The organism is Streptomyces sp. NPDC047974 (assembly GCF_040653375.1).
In the GTDB taxonomy this organism is placed as follows: Bacteria; Actinomycetota; Actinomycetes; order Streptomycetales; family Streptomycetaceae; genus Streptomyces.
The window spans coordinates 1-21,799 of sequence record NZ_JBEZNU010000022.1; the positions used below are offsets into that span (position 1 = coordinate 1).

Here is a 21,799-nt window from a genome sequence, read left to right on the forward strand (position 1 = left end):
CGTGCGAGCGGGGCAGCTGGGCGCCCGCGAGGTAGCCGGTGTCGTCGATCGGCTTCAGGTCGGTGAGGAACACCTCGCCCACCGAGTCGCGGTGCACCAGGCCGCGGTCGACGGTGCGCGCGTAGCTCAGTTCGGGCGCCTCGGGAAGCGTTGCGGTCATGGAAGGAACCTGCCTTGTCGTGGGATGGGACGTGACGTGGTTCTCGGCGTGGAACGGTTCGGTGAGGGCTGCGGGACGGGGCGGGGCCGGGCTCAAGCGGCCCGCTCCAGGAGCGCGCCGGTCCAGGTGAAGCCGGCGCCGGCGCCGAGGAGGAGCACCCGGTCCCCGGGCGCCGGCCCGTCCTGGGCGGTGAGGTGGTGCAGACCGGCGATCTGGTCGCCGGTGCCCAGGTGGCCGACGGTGCGGCCGAAGTCCCACAGGGACCGGTCCCGGCCGCCGGGGAACTCCGGGAAGTAGTTCTCGGTGAGCAGCGGGAGCCCCAGGTTGGGGTAGACGACGCGGCGCAGGGCCGGGTCGTCGCCGTCCGGCAGCAGCGCGGCGCGGATCTCCCGGACGGCCGCGCGGGTGCTGTCGCGCAGCTGGTCCTTGCCCCGCTCGGCCAGGTAGCGCCGCTTGGCCGCGCGGACGTCGTGCTCGGACTCCAGCAGCTCGGGCAGCTCGGGCGCGGGGGCCTCGTCCCGGTGCAGGCCCTCCAGGTGCGGGGCGCTGACCGTGTGCCGGCCGAGCATCCGCCAGCCGCCGCGGCGGCCGCGCCCGGGCGGTTCCGAGGTGAGGACGGCGGCGGCCGCGCCGTCCCCGTAGACGATGCCGTAGTCGGCGGTGAAGCGGTCGAAGCCGGAGGAGGCGAAGCGGTCCGCCGCGACGACCAGGGCCGTGCCCCGCCCGCGCCCGCGGAGGAATCCGGCGGCCATGTCGAGGACGAGCATCTGGGCGTTGCAGCCCTGGTTGACGGTGAGCGGCAGGGCCTGCGGGCAGCCGAGTTCGGACTGCAGCCAGGAGGCCGGCGCCCACAGCCGCTTGTGGCCGTGGCGGTGTATCGACGTGATCACCACGAGGTCGAGTTCGCGCGGCTCGACGCGGGCGGCGCGCAGGGCGTCGCGGGCGGCGAGGAGCGCCATGTCGGCCGGGTAGAGGGTGTCCTCCGCGCAGACGGCGGCGTATCCGGCGGCGCGGATCCGCTCGCCCTCGCCGCTCGGGTCGTACGTTTCGGCGGCCTTCTCGACGTCGACGCGCTCGGGCAGGTAGCTGCCGGTGCCGGCGATCGTGACGACCTCGTCGTCCGGGGTGGTCCGGGCGGCCGGGTTCACGCGGCCACCTCCTCTCGTCGGTGGTCCGGTGTGCCGTCCGGCCGCCGGGTGCCCGGGGCGAGGACGGCCGCCACGTGCCGGTCGGGGCGGACCAGGACCGCGTCGGCGCCGGCGGGCAGCCAGGCGGACTGGCGGGTGGTCAGGGCCAGGGCGCGGGTGCCCGCCGGGAGCACGCCGCGGTACGACTCCGGGCGGACGCCGGGGCGGAACAGCGCGACGGGCCGGCTCGGGTGGGGTGTGTGGCCGGGCACGCGGGCGCCCGGGACGAGCTGGTGCGTCTCCCTGCGCGGCAGCGCGGCGGCCGGCCCGGGGGCGTACGTCGTGTAGAGCTGGCTCCACGCCTCGGCGTATCCGGCGAGGCTCTCCTGGACGCGTTGCCGCAGGTCCTGGGTGGTCGCCTCCCGCATGGCCCGGAGCAGGCCGAGGGCGCTGGTCGCCCGTCCCACCTCGGCGGCGGCGTGGCGGCGCTCCCTGGCGTAGTCGGCCAGGACGCCGTCGTCGGCCCGGCCCCCGAGGAGGGCGGCGAGCCGCCAGGCGAGGGCGCTCGCGTCGGCGAAGCCGGTGTTCATGGCCTGGCCGCCGGCGGGCGAGTTGAGGTGTGCGGCGTCGCCGGCGAGGACGGCCCGGCCGCTGTGGAAGGCGGCGGCGAGCCGCTCGTGCACCTGGTAGTGGGCGAGCCGGTCGGTGCGGGCGAGGCGGAGCGCGGCGCCGAAGCCCAGCGCGTCGACGGCCCGGGCGAACGCGGCGCCGGTGACCGCTTCGTCGCGTCCGAGGAGTTCGGGGGCGGCGGGGCCGGCGATCCGGACGAGGCCGCCCGGCAGGGGCAGCAGCGAGACGGCGCCGCCGGGGCCCACGTACATCGCCGAGGCGTCGGGGTCGACGGGCTGTTCGGGGCTGCCCTCGGCGAGGAGGTAGCTCATGGGGTAGGTGACGCCGTCGAAGGCGATGCCGAGCCGCTGGCGGACGCCGCTGCTCGCGCCGTCCGCTCCGACCAGGTAGCGGGCCGGGAGGGCGAACGCGCCCTGATCGGACTCCAGTTCGACGAGGAGGCTTCCGTCGGGCCCGTCCGTCCGGTGTCCCCGGTAGCGGACCGACCGGACCAGCCGGCCGCCCCGGTCGGTGAACGCCGTGGCCAGCGCCCGCTCCACGGCGGGCTGCGGGACGTTGAGGTAGTAGGGGTAGGGCGTGTCGAGCCCGGCGAACTCGACGGTGTGCGCGGAGCCGTGGTGGACGTGGAAGGCGATGCGGTGCTGGCGCACCCCCTGCCGTTCGAGCCCGGCGCGCAGGCCGAGGTCCTCCAGGGTCTCCAGGCTCGCCGCGTGCACCATGACGGCGCGCGTCCGCGGGTCGACGCCCGGGGCCTGGTCGATGACGGCGCACTCGACGCCGCGGCGGCGCAGTTCGCATCCGAGCATCAGTCCGGTGGGTCCGGCACCGACGATCAGGACGTCGGTGCCGCCGGCCGGGAACGCCCCGGACTCGGGAGGGTGGTTCATCGTTCTCCTCTCGGGCGGAAGACGTGCGGGTGGCCGCGGCCGGGGCCGGGGGTGGACCCCGGCCGCGGGATCGGGGGGCGCCGCCCGGTCAGTCGGCGGCGGCCGCGGAGCGGCGCTTGACGAAGAGCGCGACGAGCAGGCCGACGGCGACCAGGATCAGGCCGTTGGCGAGGATGGCGACGTTGATGCCGTGGAGCGTGGCGGCCTCGACGGAGGAGTCCCCGCTCGCCCGGATCTGGGCGACCGCGATGGCGCTCATGATCGGGATGCCGATGGTGATGCTGACCTGCTGGGTCAGGGTGGTGATGCCGGTGGCCAGGCCCTGCTGCTCGTTGGGCAGCCCGGAGGTGGCGGTGACCATGAAGCCGACGATGGCGACGACGTGGGCGTAGCTGCTGAGGAAGGCCAGGCCGAGCACGGCGTAGAGCCAGCCGCGGGCGTCGCCGGCGAAGTACAGCGCGCCGACGGTGACGCCCTGGACGAGGAGGCCGGCCACCAGGACCGCGCTGCTGCCGCCGAGGGCGCCGATCCAGCGCGGGGCGGTGACGCCGCCGAGGAAGGCGCCGACACCGAGGACGCCGAAGGTCAGACCGGTCGACATCGCCGAGTACCCGAGCACGTCCTGGAGGTACAGGGTGATCAGGAAGATCATGGCGGTGAAGCCGATGAAGGTGGCGGCGCCGCCGATGTTGCCCCAGGTCACGCTCCGCAGGCCCAGGACGCGCAGCGGGGCCAGCGGCTCCGGGGCGCGCAGCTCGATGAAGCCGAAGGCGATCAGCAGGACGACGCCGACGGCGAGGGACACCAGGGTGGTCGAGTTCGCCCAGCCGTACTGGCCGGCCGCGGAGATGCCGTACACGAGGGCGATGAGGCCGGCGCTGACGGTGACGGCACCGGGGACGTCCAGCTTGCCGCCGCGGCGCACCTCGCCCTTGGCGAGGAGCATCGGGGCGACGACGATCAGCAGGACGCCGATCGGGACGTTGATGAAGAAGCCCCAGCGCCAGCTCAGCACGTCGGTGAGCAGACCGCCGAGGATGGCGCCGCAGGTGAATCCGGCGGAGAGCATGGCGCCGTTGAGGCCCAGCGCGCGGTCGCGCAGCGGGCCCTCGGGGAACGAGGTGGTCAGCAGCGCCAGACCGGCGGGGGTGACCATCGCGGTGGCCAGGCCCTGGGCGACGCGGGCGGCGAGCAGCGGCCCCGACGCGTCCACCAGGCCGCCGAGCAGGGAGGCGACGGTGAGCAGGACGAGGCCGGCGAGGAAGACCTTGCGGGCGCCGACGAGGTCGGCGATGCGGCCGAACAGCAGGCTGAATCCGGCCGCGCTCAGGGCGAAGGTGGTGGCGATCCACTGCAGGTTCTCCTGGGAGAAGTGCAGTTCGCGGCCGATGACGGGGACGGCCACGTTCATGATCGAGAAGTCCACGGCCAGGGTGAACTGGGCGCCGAGGAGGAGGAAGAGCACCATCGTCTGACGGCGCGTCATCTTCCCGTCGGCCGGCGCCGGGGGCGGCGCGGACGGCCGTCCCTCCAGCGTCTCCCCGGACTGGTTGATCGTTGACATGAGAGGCCTTTCGCTTCCTGTCGGTTGATTAGGCGTCGAGCATCCGGGGAAGAACCGAAGGCGAGCCAGTACCCGCCCCTTCATATGGCTGCCGTGGGTACCACTGGCCGGGTCTGTCTCGTGACGCGATGCCGTGCGTACCGTTCCGGCCATGACCGCAGACACCCGTTCCACCGTCGAGGCGTTCTTCGCCCGCGTCAGCAAGGGCGACGTCGAAGGCGCCCTGGAGTTCATCGCCGAGCCGGTCGACTGGTTCACCCCCGGAGACACCGCGCTCATCCCGTGGATGGGCCGGCGGGAGAGCCACTCCGACATCCGCGACTTCTTCCGGATGGCCGGCGAGCACATGACCCCCGAGTCCTTCGAGACCGCCCACACCCTCGTGGACGGCGAACTCGCCGTCGTCCTGGGCTCCTTCCGGTACCGCGTCGACGCGACCGGCAAGAGCTTCTCCTCGGAGTTCGCGCTCGAACTCCGCGTCACCGACGGCAGGATCACCCGCTACCACATGCACGAGGACAGCTACGCCATCTCCCTGGCCTTCCACTGAGCCGACCCGATCCGCGAGCACGCAGGAGACCACCATGTCGAACGAGAACGAGTGCGATGTGCTCGTCGTCGGCGCCGGCCCGACCGGACTCACCGCGGCCTGCGAGCTGCTGCGGCGCGGGGTCAGGGTGCGGCTGATCGACTCCGCGGCGGGCCCGAGCGTCTACTCCAAGGCCATGCTCGTCTGGCCGCGCACCCTCGACATCCTCGAGGACCTGGGCCTCTCGGAGCATCTGCGGGACGTGTCCGTGGAGCTCCGCCGCATGACGTACTACTCGGAGAAGCAGCCGGTGTCCCGGATGCGGATGACCGAGGGGATGGCCCCGTACTGCCTGCCCCAGCGCAGCACCGAGGAGATCCTCACCGCCGGGCTCAAGGGGCTGGGCGGCTCCGTCGAGCGGGGGGTGCGGCTCCTCGCCCTGCACGGCGTCGACTTCTCCGGCGCCATCACCCCCGGCAGCGACGTCACCGCCACCCTCGAACACGCCGACGGCTCCGTCGAGCGGTTCACCGTGCCCTGGGTGATCGGCGCGGACGGCGCCGCCAGCGCCGTCCGCAACCAGCTGGGCATCGCCTACGAAGGGGCCACGTACGAGAACCGGTTCCTCATCACCGACGCCCGTATCGAGGACAACCCGCTGGCCCCCGACGAGATCCACTACCACCAGTCCCGGCTGGGCGTCCTCGCGATCGTCCCGCAGCCGCACGGCCTGTACCGCTTCTTCACCAACGCGCCCGCCGGACTCACCGAGGGCACCCTGGAGGACATGCAGCGCCTGGTCGACATGCGCGGGCCCGGCGGGCTGCGCCTCGTCGACCCCGACTGGGTCACCACCTTCCGGCTGCACCGCCGGCGCGCCGCCTCCTTCCAGCTGAGCCGGGTCTTCCTGGCCGGGGACGCGGCGCACGCACACAGCCCGATGGGCGGCCAGGGCCTGAACACGGGCATGCAGGACGCGCAGAACCTGGCGTGGAAGCTGGCCTCGGTGGTGCGGGGGCACGCGAGGCCCGAGCTGCTCGCCACGTACACCGCGGAGCGCGCTCCGGTGGCCGACGCGGTGGTCCGCGACACCGACCTGCAGACCCGCGCGGCCATGTGGACCGGCATCGGCCAGGTCCTGCTGCGCGACACCGCGATGAAGGCGCTCGACCGCACCCGCGCCCTCGACCGCTTCTACCTGCCGATCGCGGCCGGCCGGCGCTGGGTGTACGCACCCGAGCCGGGGGCCGCGCGCGAGCGGCGGACGCACCGCGCCACCTGGTGCTCGTTCAGGTCCACGCTGCGCAGGCACGCCCGCGAAGGGGCAGCCCTGCCCCGGGAACTCGCCGTCGACCTGGGCCTGGCCGGTCCCGGAGCCGATCCCGGCCCGTTCTCGGTGCTGGTGTCGCCCGATCCGAGGCGGGCCGCCGGGGCGGATCTCGCCGAGGCGGTGCGCCGGCTGGCACAGCCCTTCGGCCGCGCGGTCCGCGTCGTGGACGTCACGGAGGCACCGCGCCGCGGCGGACGCGGCCGGAAGGCCGACCTCCCCCGGCGCGCGGCACGCGAACTGCACTGCGGACGGCCGGGTTTCCACCTGGTCCGCCCCGACGGACACATCGTCCTGCACGGACACCGTGAGGACCTCGACGAACTGCACGCGGAGCTCGGGCGGCTGCTGCTGCCCGGGCCCGCCACCGACCGCGACACCGACCGGGCGATCCGGTCCACCGATTCCCTCCTGGAGGCACCCATGGCCGTGACCGGCCGCTACGTCCCGCCCGCCCGCACCGTCGGAGACGGCCCGCACAAGGTGATCGTGCTGCACTCGCTGTTCGGCGGCCACGAGACCTTCAGCGCCTGGTGGCCCTACCTGGACGGGAGCCGCTTCTCGTACGCCTTCATGGACGCGCGGGGCTTCAGCCACGCCCGCGACGAGGCGGGCACGTACAGCACGGACGAGATCGCCTCGGACGTGCTGGCGCTCGCCGACCACCTCGGCTGGCAGGAGTTCTCCCTGATAGGCCACTCGCTGGGCGGCCAGCCGGCCCAGCAGGTGCTGCTCAAGGCCCCGCACCGGGTGCGCCGGCTGATCGGCCTCAGCCCGGTGCCGGCGTCCGGCATGCCGATCCCGGACGAGGACTTCCCGCTGTTCGCCGAGGCGGCGCACAAGGTGGAGAACCGCCGGATCGTCATCAACATGACGACGGGCGACAGGCTCTCGCCGACCTGGGTGGACTCCTGGGCGGACGCGTCGATGAAGGCGGTCGGCCCGGTCGCCTTCCGCAGCTACCTGGACTCCTTCCGCACCACGGACTTCTCGGCCCGGATCACCGGCTCCGAGGTGCCGGCCCTCGTGGTCGTGGGCGAGAACGACCCGGCGGTCACCGCCGAGGCGATGAACGGGACCTGGATGAAGCACTACCCCAACGGCGAGCTGGCGGTGATCGGCAACGCGGGCCACTACCCCATGGTGGAGACGCCCATCGCGCTGGCCACGCTGCTCGAGGACTTCCTCGCGAAGTAGTCCGCGAGGAGGCGGCGGATATCCGGTATTCCACCTGTCGGTTGTCCGGATATCCGCCGCGATTCGCCTCCCGCCCGGCAACCGCGGGCGCGCCGCCGGCATGGAGCCGGCCCTTCCCCGGCGCCCCCGGCCCTCAGGCCCCTGGTACCTCCCCCCACCAGGGGCCTGAGCCGTGCGGACCGGGCGCGAAGGAATGATTGATTCCCGGAATATCAATCATTCGGTTTCTCCGGACGCCTCTCTTGTCGCCGTCGGTAACTTCCGCCCCGCGAAGTCGACTTGATGGACTTCGGCCACTTGCTATGATCGCCGGACAACCGAATCACCGGGGCCGAGTTCGAAGGCTGAACGTTCAAGGGGCAACCGACTCGGCCCGGCAGGACAACAGGGGGAATCACATGGGACTCGCCTTGCAGAGACCATGGCATTCGACACGCGCCGTGAATATGCCATCGAGAACGAACCCGTCCGGCGGCCCGTCGGGCCACCCGTACTTACCACCGCCCGGATCAAGACCGGCGGGGGATTTCCTCCTCGCGTGGATTTCGCGCACCGACCGGCCGCTCGTCACGCGCGGCGACGGCTGAGGGGGCGGTCATCCATGAAGAAGGCTACGGGGGAATTGGAACTCGGACGCTTCCTGCAGATCAGGCGCGGCCGACTGAGTCCCGAGGACGTCGGGCTGACCGGTGACGCCGGGAAGCGCCGGCGGGTGTCCGGACTGCGGCGGGAAGAAGTGGCCCAGCTCGCCCGGGTGAGCGTCAACTACTACACGCGCCTCGAACAGGGACAGAACGGCACCGCCTCTCCCGAGGTCCTGGACGCCCTGGCGACCGCGCTGCGGCTGAGCCCGGACGAACGGGCCCATCTCCACGACCTCGCCGCCCGCTCCGGCCCGGCGCCGAGGAATCCGCAGCCCCTGTCCGAGAAGGCCCGGCCGGCCGTGGCCCGGATGATCGCGGCGTACGAGAACGGGCCCGCCGTCCTGCTCGGGCGCCGGGTCGACATCCTGGCGTGGAACCGGCTCGCCCGGATCCTCTTCTCCGGCCACATCGACCTCGATCCGACGGCCCGCGACGAGGACCTGCCCAACCTCGCCGAACTGGTCTTCCTCGAACCGGGTTCCCGCGCGCTCTATCCGCATTGGATGGACGAGGCCCACGAATTGGCGGGATATCTGCGTGTCATGGCGGGCCGATATCCCGGGGACCCCGAGCTTTCGGCACTCATTCACCGCCTCAACGACAAGAGTCCGGAGTTCGCCGAGATCTGGTCCGGACATGTCGTCTGGGACAAGACCCACGGCACCCGTTCCGTCCATCACCCCAAGGTGGGGCGGCTGACGCTGTCCTTCGAGACGCTCCGACTTCCGGACGCCGCTGACCAGTGCATCGTCCTCTACCGGGCCGAATCCGGATCCCCGTCGGAAGCCGCGCTCGCCTCACTCCTCAAGGAATGAACCGACGGCCTCTCATGGCCGGATTAGGGAATGATCAATAGGGGCAGGCTGGGGGCTGGCGGGGCATTCCATGCCCATGGAACCGTGTTTCCATGAATGATGCAGCCCGCTTGGGCGATTTCCTCCGGTCCCAGCGCTGTCTCGTCACGCCCGAGAAGGTCGGCCTGCCTCCCGGCGCGTCACCGCGCCGCGTCCCCGGGCTGAGGCGGGAGGAGGTGGCGCTGCTCGGCGGGATCAGTCACGACTACTACGCCCGCATCGAACAGGGCAGGGCGCGGCGGGTCTCGCCCGCCGTCCTGGACGCGATCGCCCGCGCCCTGCTCCTCGACAGCACCCAGCGGGCGCACCTCTACTGGCTGGCCCACCAGGCGGCGGGCCGGGACGGCTCCGACGCGCTGCGGCGCGTCGCCTCGTCGATGCCGTCGCTGCCCGCGGTGGTGCTCAACCACCGCCACGACGTCGTCGGCTGGAACCCGCTGGGGGGCGCGCTGCTCGCCTGGCACCTGCGCGGCACGGCGCCCCAGCCGGACCCCGCCGCGTATCTCGTCGTCCGGCCCAACCTGGCCCGGATGGTCTTCCTCGACCCCCGCACCCGCGCCCTGTTCGGACGGCGGGACCGGCCGGCGGCCGGGGTGGCGGCCTCGCTGCGGGGGGCCGCCCAGCGGTATCCGACGGACCGCCTGCTCGCCGAGCTGATCTCCGAACTGACCGAGAACAGCACCGAGTTCACCGAACTGTGGTGGCGCGCCGCGGCCAGGCCGGAGGGCGCCACCAGGCCGGAGGGCGCCGCGCCCGAGGACCCCTGCGGCCCGGTCACCTTCGACCATCCCGTGGCGGGGCGCCTGGAGCTGTCCGTCGTCACGCTGGAGCACCGTTCGGGTTCCGGCGAGCGGGCCGTGGTGTTCAGCGCCGAGGCCGGCTCCCCCTCCGAACAGGCCCTCGCCCGGCTGCTCTCCCTGCTGCCCGGTCCGACCCGGTGCGGCGCCCCGGAGAGCGGCTAGGCCCCGCGGCCCCGGCAGCCCCCGTGGCCGCAGGGGCGGCGGGGCAGCGGGGCCGGCGGGGCCGGCGGAGCGGGCGGGGCGAGCGGGGCGAGCGGGTCAGACCGTGTGCTCGTCGGCGACGGTGAGGGCCGCGTCGAGGGCCGCCAGGCCCTCCTTGACCTCGTCGTCGGAGACGTTGCAGGCGGGGACGGCGTGGGTGCGGTTCATGTTCACGAAGGGCCACAGGCCGTTCTTCTTCGCCGCGGCGCCGAAGGCGGCCATGGGGGCGTTCGCCTCGCCGGCCGCGTTGTACGGGACGAGCGGCTCGCGCGTCTCCTTGTTCTTCACCAGGTCGAGCGCCCAGAAGACGCCCATGCCGCGGACCTCGCCGACCGACGGGTGGCGCTCGGCGAGCGCGCGCAGGCCGGGGCCGAGGAGCTGCTCGCCGACGCGGGCGGCGTTCTCGACGACCTTCTCGTCCTCCATCACCTGGATGGTGGCGACGGCGGCGGCGCAGGCCAGCGGGTGGCCGGAGTAGGTGAGGCCGCCCGGGTAGGGGCGGGTCTCGAAGGTGGCGGCGATCTCCTCGCTGATGGCGACGCCGCCGAGCGGCACGTAGCCGGAGTTGACGCCCTTGGCGAAGGTCATCAGGTCGGGGACGACGTCGAAGTGCTCGGCGGCGAACCACTTGCCGGTGCGGCCGAAGCCCGCCATGACCTCGTCGAGGACGAAGACGATGCCGTACCGGTCGCAGATCTCGCGGACGCCGGTGAGGTAGCCGGGCGGCGGGGTCATGATGCCGGCGGTGCCGGGGACGGTCTCCAGGATGATCGCGGCGATGGTGCCGGGACCCTCGAAGGCGATGGTGTCCTCCAGGTGCGCGAGGGCGCGCTCGCACTCCTGCTGCTCGGTCTCGGCGTAGAACGGCGAGCGGTAGAGGAAGGGCGCCCAGAAGCGCACGACGCCGGCGGAGCCGGTGTCGGAGGCCCAGCGGCGGGGGTCGCCGGTGAGGTTGATCGCGGTGGAGGTGGCGCCGTGGTACGAGCGGAAGGCGGAGAGCACCTTGTGGCGGCCGGTGTGCAGCCGGGCCATCCGGACGGCGTTCTCGACGGCCTCGGCGCCGCCGTTGGTGAAGAAGATCTTGTTCAGGTCGCCGGGGGTGCGCTCGGCGATGAGGCGCGCGGCCTCGGAGCGGACGTCGACGGCGAAGGCGGGCGCGAAGGTCGCGAGCTTCCCGGCCTGCTCCTGGATGGCGGCGACCACCTTGGGGTGCTGGTAGCCGATGTTGGTGTAGACGAGACCGCTGGTGAAGTCGAGGTAGCGGTTGCCGTCGTAGTCCCAGAAGTACGAACCCTCCGCGCCGGCCACGGCGAGCGGGTCGATCAGGCCCTGGGCGGACCAGGAGTGGAAGACGTGCGCGCGGTCCGCGGCCTTGACGGCGGCTCCGGCCTGGGGATCGGGTTCGATGACATGAGGGGTCATGCACCCGAGGGTAAGGAACCGCAGGTGGGGCGGCCATGACCATCTTGTCCACCGAGAACGCGCCGGACACGACACTGTGCTCTGCCGGGCGGTCGGCTGCGGATTTCGTCGCCGGCCGGGCGACCCTCTCATTGACAGCATACTGTCGTTATGACAGCCTCTTGTCATGGCATCCAGGACCGTTCACCTCGCCGTGTACGACACGCTCGCCGACTGGGAGACGGGGCACGCCACCGCGTGGCTCGCCCGGGCCGGCTTCACCGTGCGGACCGTCGGCATCTACGCCGGGAAGCCGGTCACCACGCTCGCCGGGATCCGGATCGTGCCCGACCTCGCGCTGGACGCGCTGCACCCCGAGGACAGCGCGCTGCTGATCCTCCCCGGCGCCGAGAAGTACGACGAGGGCGACGAGCTCGCCCCCTTCACCGCCGCCGCCCGCGCCTTCCTGGCCGCCGGGGTGCCGGTCGCCGCCATCTGCGGCGCCACCGCGGGACTGGCCCGTGAGGGCCTGCTCGACGACCGGGCGCACACCAGCGCCGCCCCCTTCTACCTCGCCGCGACCGGGTACGCGGGCGGCGGGCGGTACGTCGAGGCCGACGCGGTCACCGACGGGGACCTGGTCACCGCCGGGCCGACCGAGCCCGTCGCCTTCGCCCGCGAGATCTTCGCCCGCCTCGGCGCCTGGGAGGGCAAGCGGGACGCCTGGTACCGGCTCTTCCACCACTCCGACCCGGCCGCCTTCGCCGAGCTGAACGAATGAGCCGGGCCCAGCAGGACGCGCTGAGCCGGACCGCCCTCGGCGTCTTCCGGCTCAACGGCCAGTTCCTCGCCGTCTCGGAGAAGCTCGCCGAGCCGGCCGGGCTGACCGCCGCCTGGTGGCAGGTGCTCGGCGCGGTGCTCCCGGAGCCGCTGCCGGTGGCGGGTATCGCCCGGGTCATGGGCATCACCCGGCAGAGCGTCCAGCGGATCGCCGACCTACTGGTCCGCGACGGCCTGGCCGCCTACGCCCCGAACCCGGCGCACCGCCGCGCCAAACTGCTCGCGCCGACGGAGGCGGGCCGCACGGCGATCGCCCGCATCGACCCCGGTCACGCGGAGCTGGCCGCCCGGCTGACCGCCGCGCTCGGCGGCGAGGACGCCTTCGAGGAGACGGTCCGGGTGCTCGACCGGCTGTCGGCGGCGCTGGAGGCGGTCGAGGCGGCGGCGGAGCGGCAGGGGTGACGGACGCGCGCACGCCCCGGCCGGGAGGGCCGGGGCGTGCGGAGGAGGGTGGTGCGGGCCGGGCGGTCAGCAGCTGAGGTTGCTGCCCGCGGGGACGCCGAGGATCTGGGTGAACTGCTGGTACTTGGTGACGCGGCTCTGGACCTGGGCGGGGTTGCCGCCGTTGCACTCCAGGGAGCCGTTGATCGCCCAGATGGTCTGGCCGAAGCCGGCGCCGTTGACCATGGCGTTGTGGGCGGTCATGGTGCCGGGGCCGTTCTGGGTGTTCCAGTACCAGAGGCCGGTCATCATGGCGACGTCCGGCTCGCGCTCGACCCGCCAGGGGTTGTTCAGGAGGTCGATGCCGAGGGCGTCGCCGGCGGCCTTGTAGTTGAAGTTCCAGGAGAGCTGGATCGGGCCGCGGCCGTAGTAGGCGGCCTGGCCGGCCGGGCAGCCGTACGGCTGGTTGGCGTCGCAGTAGTGCGGGTAGTTGGCGGTGTTCTGCTCGACGATGTGGACCAGGCCGCCGGTCTCGTGGGAGACGTTGGCGAGGAAGGCCGCGGCCTCCTGCTTCTTCACCGTGTCGCTGCCGGTGCCCGCGAACGCCGGGTACTTCTTGGTGGCGGCGACCAGACCCGCGTACGTGTAGAAGGGGTTCCGGTTCGGGAACATCTGGTTGAACTGCGCCTCGGTGACCACGAATCCGGACGGGTCGGGGGTGCCGCCACCGCCGTCGGTGCCGCAGACGCCCTCGTCGCGCCAGACGTCGGTGGAGCCGGGACGCTCGTTCTGCGTCCACCACTTCGCGTACCAGTTGTGGCCGTTGTACGAGGCGGTCATGCCGCCGGTGTAGACCTGGCCCGAGTTCCAGGCGGTGACGCAGGCGGGGGCCGCGCCGGCCGTGGTGGGGAGCAGGATCGCGAGCCCGAGCGCCGTACAGAGGGCGGCGAGGAGGGCGAGGAGACGTCGTCGCATGCGCTGTCGTCCTTCCGGTGGGGGGAAGGACAGCGAAGCGGCACTGGTCTGTACCTGTCAAGGTCTAGACCAAGATTGACCCCCTGGGGGCCGAGCCACCAGGGGGCGCGTCATGGGGAATCGACCAGGTGTCGGCCATCGGCCGAGGGGGCCTCAGATCATGAGGACGATGCGGCCCGGACGGTGGCCCGCCTCCACCCGGCGGTGGGCCTCCGCCGCCTCCTCCAGCGGCAGCACGTCGGCCACCCGGGTCGCGAGGCCGCCCGCGCCGAGCAGGTCGAGCAGCTCCTTCAGGAGCGCCGCGTCGGGGCGGCCGACGACCGCGTCCACCCGGACGTCCCGCTCGGCGACCGGGACCCGCTCGCCGGAGGCCGAGACGAAGACCCCGCCGTCCTTGACGGCCCGCAGCAGCGGATCGGCGATCAGCGCCGCGTCGAAGACCCCGTCCACCCGGTCGGGCGCGGCGCCGAGCACCCCGGCGACCTCCTGGTCCAGCGCCCCGCGCGGCACCACCGCGTCGGCCCCGAGGAGCCGCAGCTCGTGGGCGTCGTCGCCGTCGCCGAGGGCGATCACCCGGTGGCCCGCCCGCGCCGCCAGCTGCACCGCGAACCGTCCCACCACCCCGCTCGCCCCGGTGACGAGGAGCGTCGAGCCCTCCGGCAGCGCCAACAGGTCCAGCGCCTGCGCTGCGGTCACCGCGGAGAGCGGCAGGGAGGCCGCCGCCGTGAAGTCCACCTCGTCCGGGACGGGGGCCAGCCACTCCGGCTCCACCAGGACGGTCTCCGCGTACGTCCCCGCACCGGTCGCCTCCTCCACCCAGGGCACGAAACCGGCCACCCGGGTGCCCTCGGGGAGCCCCGGAGCCGGGTCGACCAGGGTGCCCGCGAAGTCGTAGCCGAGGACGAAGGGCGGGGTCAGCGCGGAGAGCGCGGCGGCGTAACGACCGGAGCGGATCTTGAGGTCCGCCTGGTTCACCCCGGCGGCCTTGAGCCGTACCCGGACCCGCCCCGGGGCGTCCGCGGGGTCCGGCTCGGGGCGGCGCACCGACCTGAGGACCTCGGGTCCGCCGTAGGCGGTCACTTCGACGACACGCATGGGGTTCCTCCTCCGGAAGGGCCCCCTCATGGCCATTACATCCACGCTCCGACGGCCCGGGCAACCCCTGCCGGGCCACCCGGACGACCCCGCCCCGGGACCCCGGAGCGGCACCGCTGAACGAGCGGCGAACTCCAGGTGTCGGGCCGCTACACCACCCCCGCGTTCGCACACCCGTCCGTACCGTCCCGGCCATGGAGTGGATAACCGCCGAGAACGTGATCGCCGTCGCCACCGCCCTCGTCGGCGTCCTCGTCTCCGTCGCCGCCGTCTGGATCGGCCGCATCAGGCCGGGCAAGCGGCTCGGCTACCGCGTCCAGCTCAACACCCTCCTCCACAAGGAGGGCGGCACCCGGGACGGCGGGGTGATGACCGTCCGCGACGGCGAGGTGCTCGGCAGCGCCTCCGACGGCGCCACCCTCGTCCTGCTCCGCGTCGAGAACGACGGCGGCGTCGACATCACCCACGGCGACTACGCGCTCGACACCTCCGGTCACGCCCTCCGCTTCACCTTCGGCGAGGGCTCCTCCGCCGTCGACGTCCTCGGCGTCGTCGCCACCGTCCCCCAGGGGTGGGACTCGCTCCGCGACGACCTGAAGCACGAACCGAAACTGCGCCGGGCAGGGAACGCCCTCCTGGTCCCCCGGGTCGCCCTCGCCCCCGGCCAGTACTACAAGCTCCTCGTCCAGCTCGCCGGGCCCGTCACCGACGCCGCCATCGAGGCCCACGGCACCGTCACGGACGGCAGGATCCTCCGCAACCGCTCGACCACCCCCGACGACGAGTCCGGCCGCTTCAGCCCCGTCGCCCGCACCGTCACCGTCGTCCTCACCGCCTGCGTGGTCGCGCTCGCCGCGATCATCGTCCGCGAGCAGACCCCGCCCCCGATCGGCTGCGCCCGCGGCAGCCTCACCGTCACCGGCTCCACCGCCTTCGCCCCCGTCGTCCGGGAGGTCGCGAAGGCGTACGAGAAGGACTGCGCGGGAGCCACCGTCACCGTCGACGCCGACGGCTCCACCGCCGGCGTCCGCGACCTCGCCGCGGCCGGGGCGGCCGCGGACGGCGAGGACTCCCCCGCCGTCATCGCCCTCTCCGACGGCCACGGCCCGGCCGGCCACCCGCAGCTGCGCGAGCACCTGGTCGCCGTCTCCCTCTTCACCGTCGTCGCCCACGACGCCGTGCCCGTCGAGAACCTCACCCTGGAGCAGATCCGCGCCCTCTACCGCGGCGACGTCGCCCGCTGGAACCAGCTGGAGGGCCCCGGACTGCCGGCGGACCTCCCCGACCTGCCCGTCCTCCTCGTCAGCCGGGACGCCAACTCCGGCACCCGGGAGGTCTTCCAGCGCCGCGTCCTCGGCCGCAACGAGCCCGCCAACTCCTCCCGCGACTGCTCCACCGTCGACGACAAGGAGGCGAAGGTCGTCCGCTGCGAACTCGACTCCACCGACCAGGTCCTGGCCACCGTCGCCCGCCTCCCCGGCGCCCTCGGCTACGCGGAACTCGGCGCCGGCTCCACCGCGAAGGGCCTGCACGGCATCGCCCTCGACGGCCGCGGCCCGGTCCTGGACGAGCTGGGCTCGTCCCCGTACCCCTACCGGGAGATCGAGTACGCCTACACCTGGGGCGACCCGCCGACCGACTCCCTCACCGCGAGCTTCCTCGCCTACCTGGCTCGCGGGCGCGGGCAGGACATCGTGCGCGCCCGCGGGCACCTGCCGTGCGCCACCCCGAAGGGGCTGCGGATCTGCGGCGAGGGGTGACCGGCCCCCGGCCGGCCCGCCGACACCGGACCGTGACCCCGACCGCGCCCCGGGCCGTCCGCCCCGTCTGGCATCCTCTTGCCACGTGGAGCCATTGAACGCGGAAGACCCGGTCGCCATCGGCCCGTTCCGACTCATCGGCCGTCTCGGGGTCGGCGGCATGGGCCGGGTGTTCCTCGCGCGTTCGGCCGGCGGGCGGACCGTCGCCGTGAAGGTGGTGCACACCGAGCTCGCCGCCCAGGAGGAGTTCCGGCGCCGCTTCGACCGCGAGGTCGAGGCGCTGAGGCGCGTCGGCGGCAACGGCACCGCGCCCGTCCTCGGCTCCGACACCTCCGCCGCCTCCCCGTGGGTGGCGATCGGATACGTGCCCGGTCCCTCGCTGCGGACCGTCGTCGGCGACGAGTACGGACCGCTGCCGTCCGCCACCGTCCGCGCCCTCGGCGCCGGCCTGGGCCGGGCCCTCGACCACATCCACCGGGCCGGGCTCGTCCACCGCGACCTCAAGCCCTCCAACGTGCTGCTGACCGTCGACGGCCCGCACATCATCGACTTCGGCATCGCACGCGCCGTCGACACCGTCACCGACGGCGGGCTCACCAGCACCGGCGCCGTCGTCGGCTCCCCCGGCTTCATGTCGCCCGAGCAGGTGCGCGGCGAGAAGCTGGGCCCGGCCTCCGACGTCTTCTGCCTCGGCTCGGTCCTCGCCTACGCGGCGACCGGCCGCTCCCCCTTCGGCACCTCCGACAGCGGCGTCCACGCGCTGATGTTCCGGATCGCCCACGACGACCCGGACCTGACCGACGTGGCACCCGAGCTGACCGGGCTGATCCGGGCCTGCCTCGCCAAGGACCCGGCGCGGCGGCCGACGGCGGCCGAGATCGCCGAGACCCTCCCGGTCGCCGACCCCTGGCTGCCCGCCGACGTCCTCGTCCGCCTCGGCCGGCACGCGGCCCGGCTCCTGGAGGCGGAGGGCGCGGACGGCTCCGCGGGCCCTTCCGGGACGGAGCACGCCCGGGAGCGCACGGCGGGCGGCGCGGCGGCCGGCGCCCCGACGCCCGCGCCCGGCCCCGGCCCCGCGCCGGACCCGGAACCCGTACGGCCCCGGTCCCGGCGCCGCGTCCTGACCGCCACGCTCGCGACCGCCGCCGTCGCCGCGGCGGCGGGCGTCGGCTACGCGCTGTGGCCGCTCGGCGGCCCGGGCACCACCACCCCCGACGGCAAGGGCACCACCGCGTCCTCCGCCGGCTCCGCGCAGCCCGCCGGGGCCGTGCCCGCCGCCTTCCTCGGCGCCTGGGAGGGCATCCTCCGGGGCACCGAGGACAGCCCGCGCGAGACCGTCCGGATCGAGCTCGTGCAGGGCGCCGTCGGCACCAAGACCGCCGTCTACACCCACGTCGGCGACGGGCGGCTGTGCATGGGCCGCTCGCGGCTCGTCTCCGCCGACGAGGACAAGGTCGTCCTCGGCGAGTCCGACGTAACCACCAGCGTGCCCGCCGGGCGGTGCATGGCGGCCTCGCACCAGACCCTCTCCCTGCGCTCCCCCGAGGTCCTCGAATGGACCTCGGGCGCGGCGCGGACCACCTTCCACAAGGCCCGCACCGGTGCGGCGATCCTGCCCGCGAAGTACCTGGGCCGGTGGAAGACGAAGCCCCTCGTCGAGGGCCCGGACGCGGACCGCTACACCGACGAGGTGACGATCACCCAGGGCGCGGTCGGCGCCGCCGTCTTCCGCTCGCTGAGCGTCTACCCGCGCACGGACGAGGAGGGCAACACCCTGTCGGACGCCGTCAACTGCACCTGGACGGCCATCCTGGCGGGCACCACGCCCCCGTACGTCCTCGGCCCCATGGCCCTGGAGCCCGGCGCCGACCCGGAGTGCGTCCGCGACGACCCCGGCAGCTACCTGGTGCTGACGACGTACAAGGGCGAGGAGATCCTCCAGGTCTACCCCATGTACGACACCGAACCGGGCGAGTACCGCCGCGCGGACTGAGGCCCCCTGGCCGCCGTCAGCTCCCCAGCAGCTCCAGCGCGGCCCGGACCGAGTCGAGCAGCGGCTGCCCGAGGGTGCCGACGGTCGCGGCGATCCCCGCGATCGCGAGCAGCGTCCGTCGCCGCTCGGGCCCGGCCGCCGCCTCGTCGAGTCCCGCCAGGCCCTCGTCGAGCGCCTCCCGGTCCGCGTCGGGCAGCTGGGTGCGGAGCGCCTCTGCCAGCTCCCGGACGGCCGCGAGCGCCTGCTCCGGGGTGAGCGCCGGAGCCGGGGCGTGGTGGTGGACGATGCCCTGGTTGCCCTGTCCTCCGTGCATGTTCACGACGTCGCCGTGGTAGTGGTGCGTGCTGTCGCTCATCGTGAGATCCCCTTGTTGCCGCTGCCGCCGTACATGTTCACGGTGTCGCCGAAGTAGTAGTTGCTGGGATTGCTGATCGCCAGGGACCCCACGCGTTCCAGGAGTTCGGCGTCCGGGTGGTCTATCGCGTACGCGATGGAGTGGACGAGCCGGTGGAGCTGCTCCGGGGGCCCTGCGACGAGCGCGGTGGAAGCGCCGTTGGTCTCGATGGCCAGGGTGAGGTGGGAGCCGGCGCCGACGACCAGCATCATCTCGACGAAGAACCAGCCCAGCGCGAGCATGAGCCCGACCGAGGCCATCTGCAGAAGCGCGCTGCTGCCCGACAGGGCGGTGATCACACCGATGCCGAGGAAGGCCAGCAGCACGATGCCGAGGCGTTTGACGAAGCGCGCCACGGCCTCCGCGCGTCGGGGCCGGATGACGAAGGTGTAGACGCGGACGACGTTCTCCAGCGGGTAGACGGCCCCGCCGATCCAGAGCAGCCGGCGGGCCACCCTCAGCTCGACGGGACCGGTGCCCGGGGGTTGCGGCGGGGCCGGCGGCGGCATCGGCGGCGGCGCGGCAGAGGGCTGCGCGGGGGCGCCGGACGGGACGCGCGGTGCGGGTGGCGAGGGTGGTGTGTTCGAGTCCATGGCTCCCCGTGTGGCCAGAGCACGCGCGCGGGTCCGCGCGCGCGGAAAGACTCATTAAGGGGGGCGTTCCCAGCCCGCGCAAGGAGGGTTCAGGCCGACTTCCCGGCCGGAAGAACGCACGAGGGCCCGCGCCCGGTCGAACCGGGTGCGGGCCCCTCGGCGCGCTCGCGCAGGCGTCCTGGCGCTCGCGCGGGCGTCCTACAGGAAGGAGTTGATCTCGATCGTCTCGGTGCGGCCGGGGCCGACGCCGATGGCGGAGATCGGGGCGCCGGACATCTCCTCCAGCGCCTTCACGTAGTTCTGCGCGTTCTTCGGGAGGTCCGCGAAGGTCTTGGCCTTCGTGATGTCCTCCGACCAGCCGGGCAGGGTCTCGTAGATCGGCTTCGCGTGGTGGAAGTCGGTCTGGGAGTACGGGAGCTCCTCGACGCGCTTGCCGTCGATCTCGTACGCGACGCAGACCGGGATCTCCTCCCAGCCGGTCAGCACGTCCAGCTTGGTGAGGAAGAAGTCGGTCAGGCCGTTGACGCGGGTGGCGTAGCGGGCGATGACCGCGTCGAACCAGCCGCAGCGGCGGTCGCGGCCGGTGGTGACGCCGCGCTCGCCGCCGATGCGGCGCAGGGCCTCGCCGTCGGCGTCGAAGAGCTCGGTCGGGAACGGGCCGGCGCCGACGCGGGTCGTGTACGCCTTGAGGATGCCGATGACCCGGTTGATCTTCGTCGGGCCGACGCCCGCGCCGGTGCAGGCACCGCCGGCGGTCGGGTTCGAGGAGGTGACGAAGGGGTACGTGCCGTGGTCCACGTCCAGGAGGGTGCCCTGGCCGCCCTCGAAGAGGACGACCTTGCCCTCGTCGATGGCGTCGTTGAGGATCAGGGTGGTGTCGGCGACGTACGGGCGGATCTGGTCCGCGTACTGGAGCATCTCCTCGACGATCCGGCCGGACTCGATCGCGCGGCGGTTGAAGACCTTGGCGAGGAGCTGGTTCTTCTGCTCCAGGGCCGCCTCGACCTTCTGCTCCAGGATCGACTCGTCGTACAGGTCCTGGACCCGGATGCCGACGCGGTTGATCTTGTCGGCGTAGGTGGGGCCGATGCCGCGACCGGTGGTGCCGATCTTGCGCTTGCCGAGGAACCGTTCCGTCACCTTGTCGAGGGTGACGTTGTACGGGGTGATCAGGTGGGCGTTGCCGCTGATCAGGAGCTTCGACGTGTCCACGCCGCGCTCGTTCAGTCCGCTCAGCTCGGAGAGCAGGACCGCCGGGTCGACGACGACACCGTTTCCGATCACCGGGGTGCACCCCGGGGAGAGGATTCCGGAAGGGAGGAGGTGGAGCGCGTACTTCTGGTCGCCGACGACGACCGTGTGGCCGGCATTGTTGCCGCCCTGGTAACGCACCACGTAGTCCACGGATCCACCGAGCAGGTCGGTGGCCTTTCCCTTGCCCTCGTCACCCCACTGAGCACCGAGCAGCACAAGTGCGGGCACAGGCGTACACCCCTTCCGGGCGGGGCATGTCCAAGGTCAGGGGGCGTACGCCGCCTCACCGGTGTGCCCCGGAATAGACGAAGCCCCTGGCGCAATAGCGCAAGGGGCTCTTGCACAAAGATGCTACCCGAGGAAGGACCGAGGTGTCGGATCACGACCAGCTGCTGGTCATCGTCGACCCGGTCGCCCGCCGAAGTGACGGCGAGTCCGTGCGGATCGCGAAGGATGTCCTGTCCGCGGGCGCGGAGGCGAAGATCTGCCTGCCGGACTCTCCCGAGGAATTCTCCCGCGCCCTGTCCCGGCGCGGCTCCCGGCGCCCCGTCGTCCTCGGTGACGACCGGGCGCTGCTGCGCGCGGTGACCCTGCTGCACCGGGATCGGGCGCCGCTGGCGCTGGTCCCGATCGGCCCGCCGGACGCCCTGGAGGTCGCGCACGGCTTCGGCGTGCCGCGCGGCGCGGTGGCGGCGGCCCGGACGGTCCTGGACGGGACGGTACGGAGCCTGGACCTGCTGGTGGACGACAGCGACGGGGTGGTCCTGGGCGAGCTGCGGGTGCCGGCCGTACCGGTCCCGGCCGCCGGCACCGCCCCGTCCGTCTGGGGGACCTGCCGCTCCCTGGTGCGCACCCTGGTGCGGCCGGCGCCGCCGTTCCCCGCCGTCCTGGTGCACCGGCTGCGGGTGGAGGCGGACGGGGTGCTGCTCGCGGACGTGGACGCCCCGGTCACGGCGGTGACGGCGCGCCCGGCGGACACGGGCGACGGCACGGCGGAGGTGGCCGTCCATCCGGCCGGCGCCGACGGCACGCCCCGGCGCGCCGTCGCCGGGACCCTGACGGTCTCGGGACCGGACTTCCGCTACCGCGCGGACGGCCGCGTCGCGGGCCCGGTCCGACGCCGCACCTGGACGGTCCGCGCGGCGGCCTGGGGGCTGACGCTGCCCCGCGCCACGCAGCCCCTCGCCTGAGCC

General features: G+C 73.4%; 18 protein-coding genes. 9 read left to right on the top strand and 9 right to left on the bottom strand.

Annotated features, from left to right (window positions below; all coding sequences use genetic code 11):
• Window positions 1-252 precede the first annotated feature (252 nt).
• The 3 genes from AB0E19_RS27025 to AB0E19_RS27035 form a co-directional block, all read right to left on the bottom strand.
• Complete coding sequence (locus tag AB0E19_RS27025; RefSeq protein ID WP_362184783.1) at window positions 253-1,308, bottom strand: ketoacyl-ACP synthase III family protein; 1,056 nt, start codon at window positions 1,306-1,308, stop codon at window positions 253-255.
• A complete protein-coding gene (locus AB0E19_RS27030; RefSeq protein WP_362184784.1) occupies window positions 1,305-2,804 on the bottom strand; it encodes an NAD(P)/FAD-dependent oxidoreductase in 1,500 nt (499 codons plus the stop codon). The genes AB0E19_RS27025 and AB0E19_RS27030 overlap by 4 nt, the downstream gene beginning before the upstream one ends.
• A gap of 88 nt (window positions 2,805-2,892) precedes the next feature.
• Entirely contained in the window at window positions 2,893-4,368 is a 1,476-nt protein-coding gene (locus tag AB0E19_RS27035) for an MFS transporter (RefSeq protein ID WP_362184785.1), read from the bottom strand.
• A 151-nt stretch (window positions 4,369-4,519) separates the two neighbouring features.
• Here AB0E19_RS27035 and AB0E19_RS27040 point away from each other — a divergent pair, with 151 nt between their 5' ends.
• The 4 genes from AB0E19_RS27040 to AB0E19_RS27055 all read left to right on the top strand — a co-directional run bounded on the left by AB0E19_RS27040 (window position 4,520) and on the right by AB0E19_RS27055 (window position 9,881).
• Complete coding sequence (locus AB0E19_RS27040) at window positions 4,520-4,918, top strand: nuclear transport factor 2 family protein (protein WP_362184786.1); 399 nt, start codon at window positions 4,520-4,522, stop codon at window positions 4,916-4,918.
• A gap of 34 nt (window positions 4,919-4,952) precedes the next feature.
• Window positions 4,953-7,421, top strand: a complete 2,469-nt coding sequence (locus AB0E19_RS27045) for an alpha/beta fold hydrolase (RefSeq protein ID WP_362184787.1) — start codon at window positions 4,953-4,955, stop codon at window positions 7,419-7,421.
• A gap of 601 nt (window positions 7,422-8,022) precedes the next feature.
• Window positions 8,023-8,880: a helix-turn-helix transcriptional regulator gene (locus AB0E19_RS27050; protein ID WP_362184788.1), complete on the top strand. Its 858-nt coding sequence runs from the start codon at window positions 8,023-8,025 to the stop codon at window positions 8,878-8,880.
• 110 nt (window positions 8,881-8,990) lie between these two features.
• The gene (locus tag AB0E19_RS27055) at window positions 8,991-9,881 is read left to right on the top strand and encodes a helix-turn-helix transcriptional regulator (RefSeq protein ID WP_362184789.1); all 891 of its coding nucleotides are present in this window, start codon (window positions 8,991-8,993) and stop codon (window positions 9,879-9,881) included.
• A gap of 96 nt (window positions 9,882-9,977) precedes the next feature.
• On the opposite strand, the gene AB0E19_RS27060 is transcribed toward AB0E19_RS27055, so the two are convergent.
• Window positions 9,978-11,342: an aspartate aminotransferase family protein gene (locus AB0E19_RS27060; protein WP_362184790.1), complete on the bottom strand. Its 1,365-nt coding sequence runs from the start codon at window positions 11,340-11,342 to the stop codon at window positions 9,978-9,980.
• 166 nt (window positions 11,343-11,508) lie between these two features.
• On the opposite strand from AB0E19_RS27060, the gene AB0E19_RS27065 reads away from it, so the two are divergent.
• Together AB0E19_RS27065 and AB0E19_RS27070 are read left to right on the top strand one after the other, a co-directional pair.
• Entirely contained in the window at window positions 11,509-12,102 is a 594-nt protein-coding gene (locus AB0E19_RS27065) for a DJ-1/PfpI family protein (protein WP_362184791.1), read from the top strand.
• The gene (locus AB0E19_RS27070) at window positions 12,099-12,563 is read left to right on the top strand and encodes a MarR family winged helix-turn-helix transcriptional regulator (RefSeq protein WP_362184792.1); all 465 of its coding nucleotides are present in this window, start codon (window positions 12,099-12,101) and stop codon (window positions 12,561-12,563) included. Before AB0E19_RS27065 ends, AB0E19_RS27070 begins: the two co-directional genes overlap by 4 nt.
• 66 nt (window positions 12,564-12,629) lie before the next feature.
• Here the strand turns inward: AB0E19_RS27070 and AB0E19_RS27075 are convergent, their stop codons facing one another.
• Window positions 12,630-13,517, bottom strand: coding sequence for a glycoside hydrolase family 19 protein (locus AB0E19_RS27075; protein ID WP_362184793.1), 888 nt, complete (start codon window positions 13,515-13,517; stop codon window positions 12,630-12,632).
• Between the two features lie 153 nt (window positions 13,518-13,670).
• Window positions 13,671-14,612, bottom strand: coding sequence for an NADP-dependent oxidoreductase (locus tag AB0E19_RS27080; RefSeq protein WP_362184794.1), 942 nt, complete (start codon window positions 14,610-14,612; stop codon window positions 13,671-13,673).
• A gap of 194 nt (window positions 14,613-14,806) precedes the next feature.
• Between AB0E19_RS27080 and AB0E19_RS27085 the strand changes: the two genes are divergently transcribed.
• Both AB0E19_RS27085 and AB0E19_RS27090 read left to right on the top strand, forming a co-directional pair.
• Window positions 14,807-16,372 (top strand): substrate-binding domain-containing protein, encoded by a 1,566-nt coding sequence (locus AB0E19_RS27085; RefSeq protein WP_362184795.1) that lies wholly within the window; start codon window positions 14,807-14,809, stop codon window positions 16,370-16,372.
• 85 nt (window positions 16,373-16,457) lie between these two features.
• Window positions 16,458-18,365, top strand: coding sequence for a serine/threonine-protein kinase (locus AB0E19_RS27090; RefSeq protein WP_362184796.1), 1,908 nt, complete (start codon window positions 16,458-16,460; stop codon window positions 18,363-18,365).
• Window positions 18,366-18,381: 16 nt separating this feature from the next.
• On the opposite strand, the gene AB0E19_RS27095 is transcribed toward AB0E19_RS27090, so the two are convergent.
• From AB0E19_RS27095 to AB0E19_RS27105, 3 genes are all read right to left on the bottom strand, one after another.
• Window positions 18,382-18,720, bottom strand: a complete 339-nt coding sequence (locus tag AB0E19_RS27095) for a hypothetical protein (protein ID WP_362184797.1) — start codon at window positions 18,718-18,720, stop codon at window positions 18,382-18,384.
• Window positions 18,717-19,352 (bottom strand): DUF6232 family protein, encoded by a 636-nt coding sequence (locus tag AB0E19_RS27100; protein WP_362184798.1) that lies wholly within the window; start codon window positions 19,350-19,352, stop codon window positions 18,717-18,719. The genes AB0E19_RS27095 and AB0E19_RS27100 overlap by 4 nt, the downstream gene beginning before the upstream one ends.
• A gap of 198 nt (window positions 19,353-19,550) precedes the next feature.
• The gene (locus tag AB0E19_RS27105; RefSeq protein ID WP_360602613.1) at window positions 19,551-20,834 is read right to left on the bottom strand and encodes an adenylosuccinate synthase; all 1,284 of its coding nucleotides are present in this window, start codon (window positions 20,832-20,834) and stop codon (window positions 19,551-19,553) included.
• A 143-nt stretch (window positions 20,835-20,977) separates the two neighbouring features.
• Here AB0E19_RS27105 and AB0E19_RS27110 point away from each other — a divergent pair, with 143 nt between their 5' ends.
• Window positions 20,978-21,796: a diacylglycerol kinase gene (locus AB0E19_RS27110; protein ID WP_362184799.1), complete on the top strand. Its 819-nt coding sequence runs from the start codon at window positions 20,978-20,980 to the stop codon at window positions 21,794-21,796.
• Window positions 21,797-21,799: the final 3 nt, after the last annotated feature.

What these genes read in the sequence shown, in the direction of transcription:
- AB0E19_RS27080 (WP_362184794.1), bottom strand. Translation starts at nt 14,612, where the DNA reads ATGCGTGTCGTCGAAGTGACCGCCTACGGCGGACCCGAGGTCCTCAGG.
- AB0E19_RS27085 (WP_362184795.1), top strand. Translation starts at nt 14,807, where the DNA reads ATGGAGTGGATAACCGCCGAGAACGTGATCGCCGTCGCCACCGCCCTC.
- AB0E19_RS27040 (WP_362184786.1), top strand. Translation starts at nt 4,520, where the DNA reads ATGACCGCAGACACCCGTTCCACCGTCGAGGCGTTCTTCGCCCGCGTC.
- AB0E19_RS27035 (WP_362184785.1), bottom strand. Translation starts at nt 4,368, where the DNA reads ATGTCAACGATCAACCAGTCCGGGGAGACGCTGGAGGGACGGCCGTCC.
- AB0E19_RS27100 (WP_362184798.1), bottom strand. Translation starts at nt 19,352, where the DNA reads ATGGACTCGAACACACCACCCTCGCCACCCGCACCGCGCGTCCCGTCC.
- AB0E19_RS27070 (WP_362184792.1), top strand. Translation starts at nt 12,099, where the DNA reads ATGAGCCGGGCCCAGCAGGACGCGCTGAGCCGGACCGCCCTCGGCGTC.
- AB0E19_RS27065 (WP_362184791.1), top strand. Translation starts at nt 11,509, where the DNA reads ATGGCATCCAGGACCGTTCACCTCGCCGTGTACGACACGCTCGCCGAC.
- AB0E19_RS27075 (WP_362184793.1), bottom strand. Translation starts at nt 13,517, where the DNA reads ATGCGACGACGTCTCCTCGCCCTCCTCGCCGCCCTCTGTACGGCGCTC.
- AB0E19_RS27050 (WP_362184788.1), top strand. Translation starts at nt 8,023, where the DNA reads ATGAAGAAGGCTACGGGGGAATTGGAACTCGGACGCTTCCTGCAGATC.
- AB0E19_RS27095 (WP_362184797.1), bottom strand. Translation starts at nt 18,720, where the DNA reads ATGAGCGACAGCACGCACCACTACCACGGCGACGTCGTGAACATGCAC.
- AB0E19_RS27045 (WP_362184787.1), top strand. Translation starts at nt 4,953, where the DNA reads ATGTCGAACGAGAACGAGTGCGATGTGCTCGTCGTCGGCGCCGGCCCG.
- AB0E19_RS27030 (WP_362184784.1), bottom strand. Translation starts at nt 2,804, where the DNA reads ATGAACCACCCTCCCGAGTCCGGGGCGTTCCCGGCCGGCGGCACCGAC.
- AB0E19_RS27060 (WP_362184790.1), bottom strand. Translation starts at nt 11,342, where the DNA reads ATGACCCCTCATGTCATCGAACCCGATCCCCAGGCCGGAGCCGCCGTC.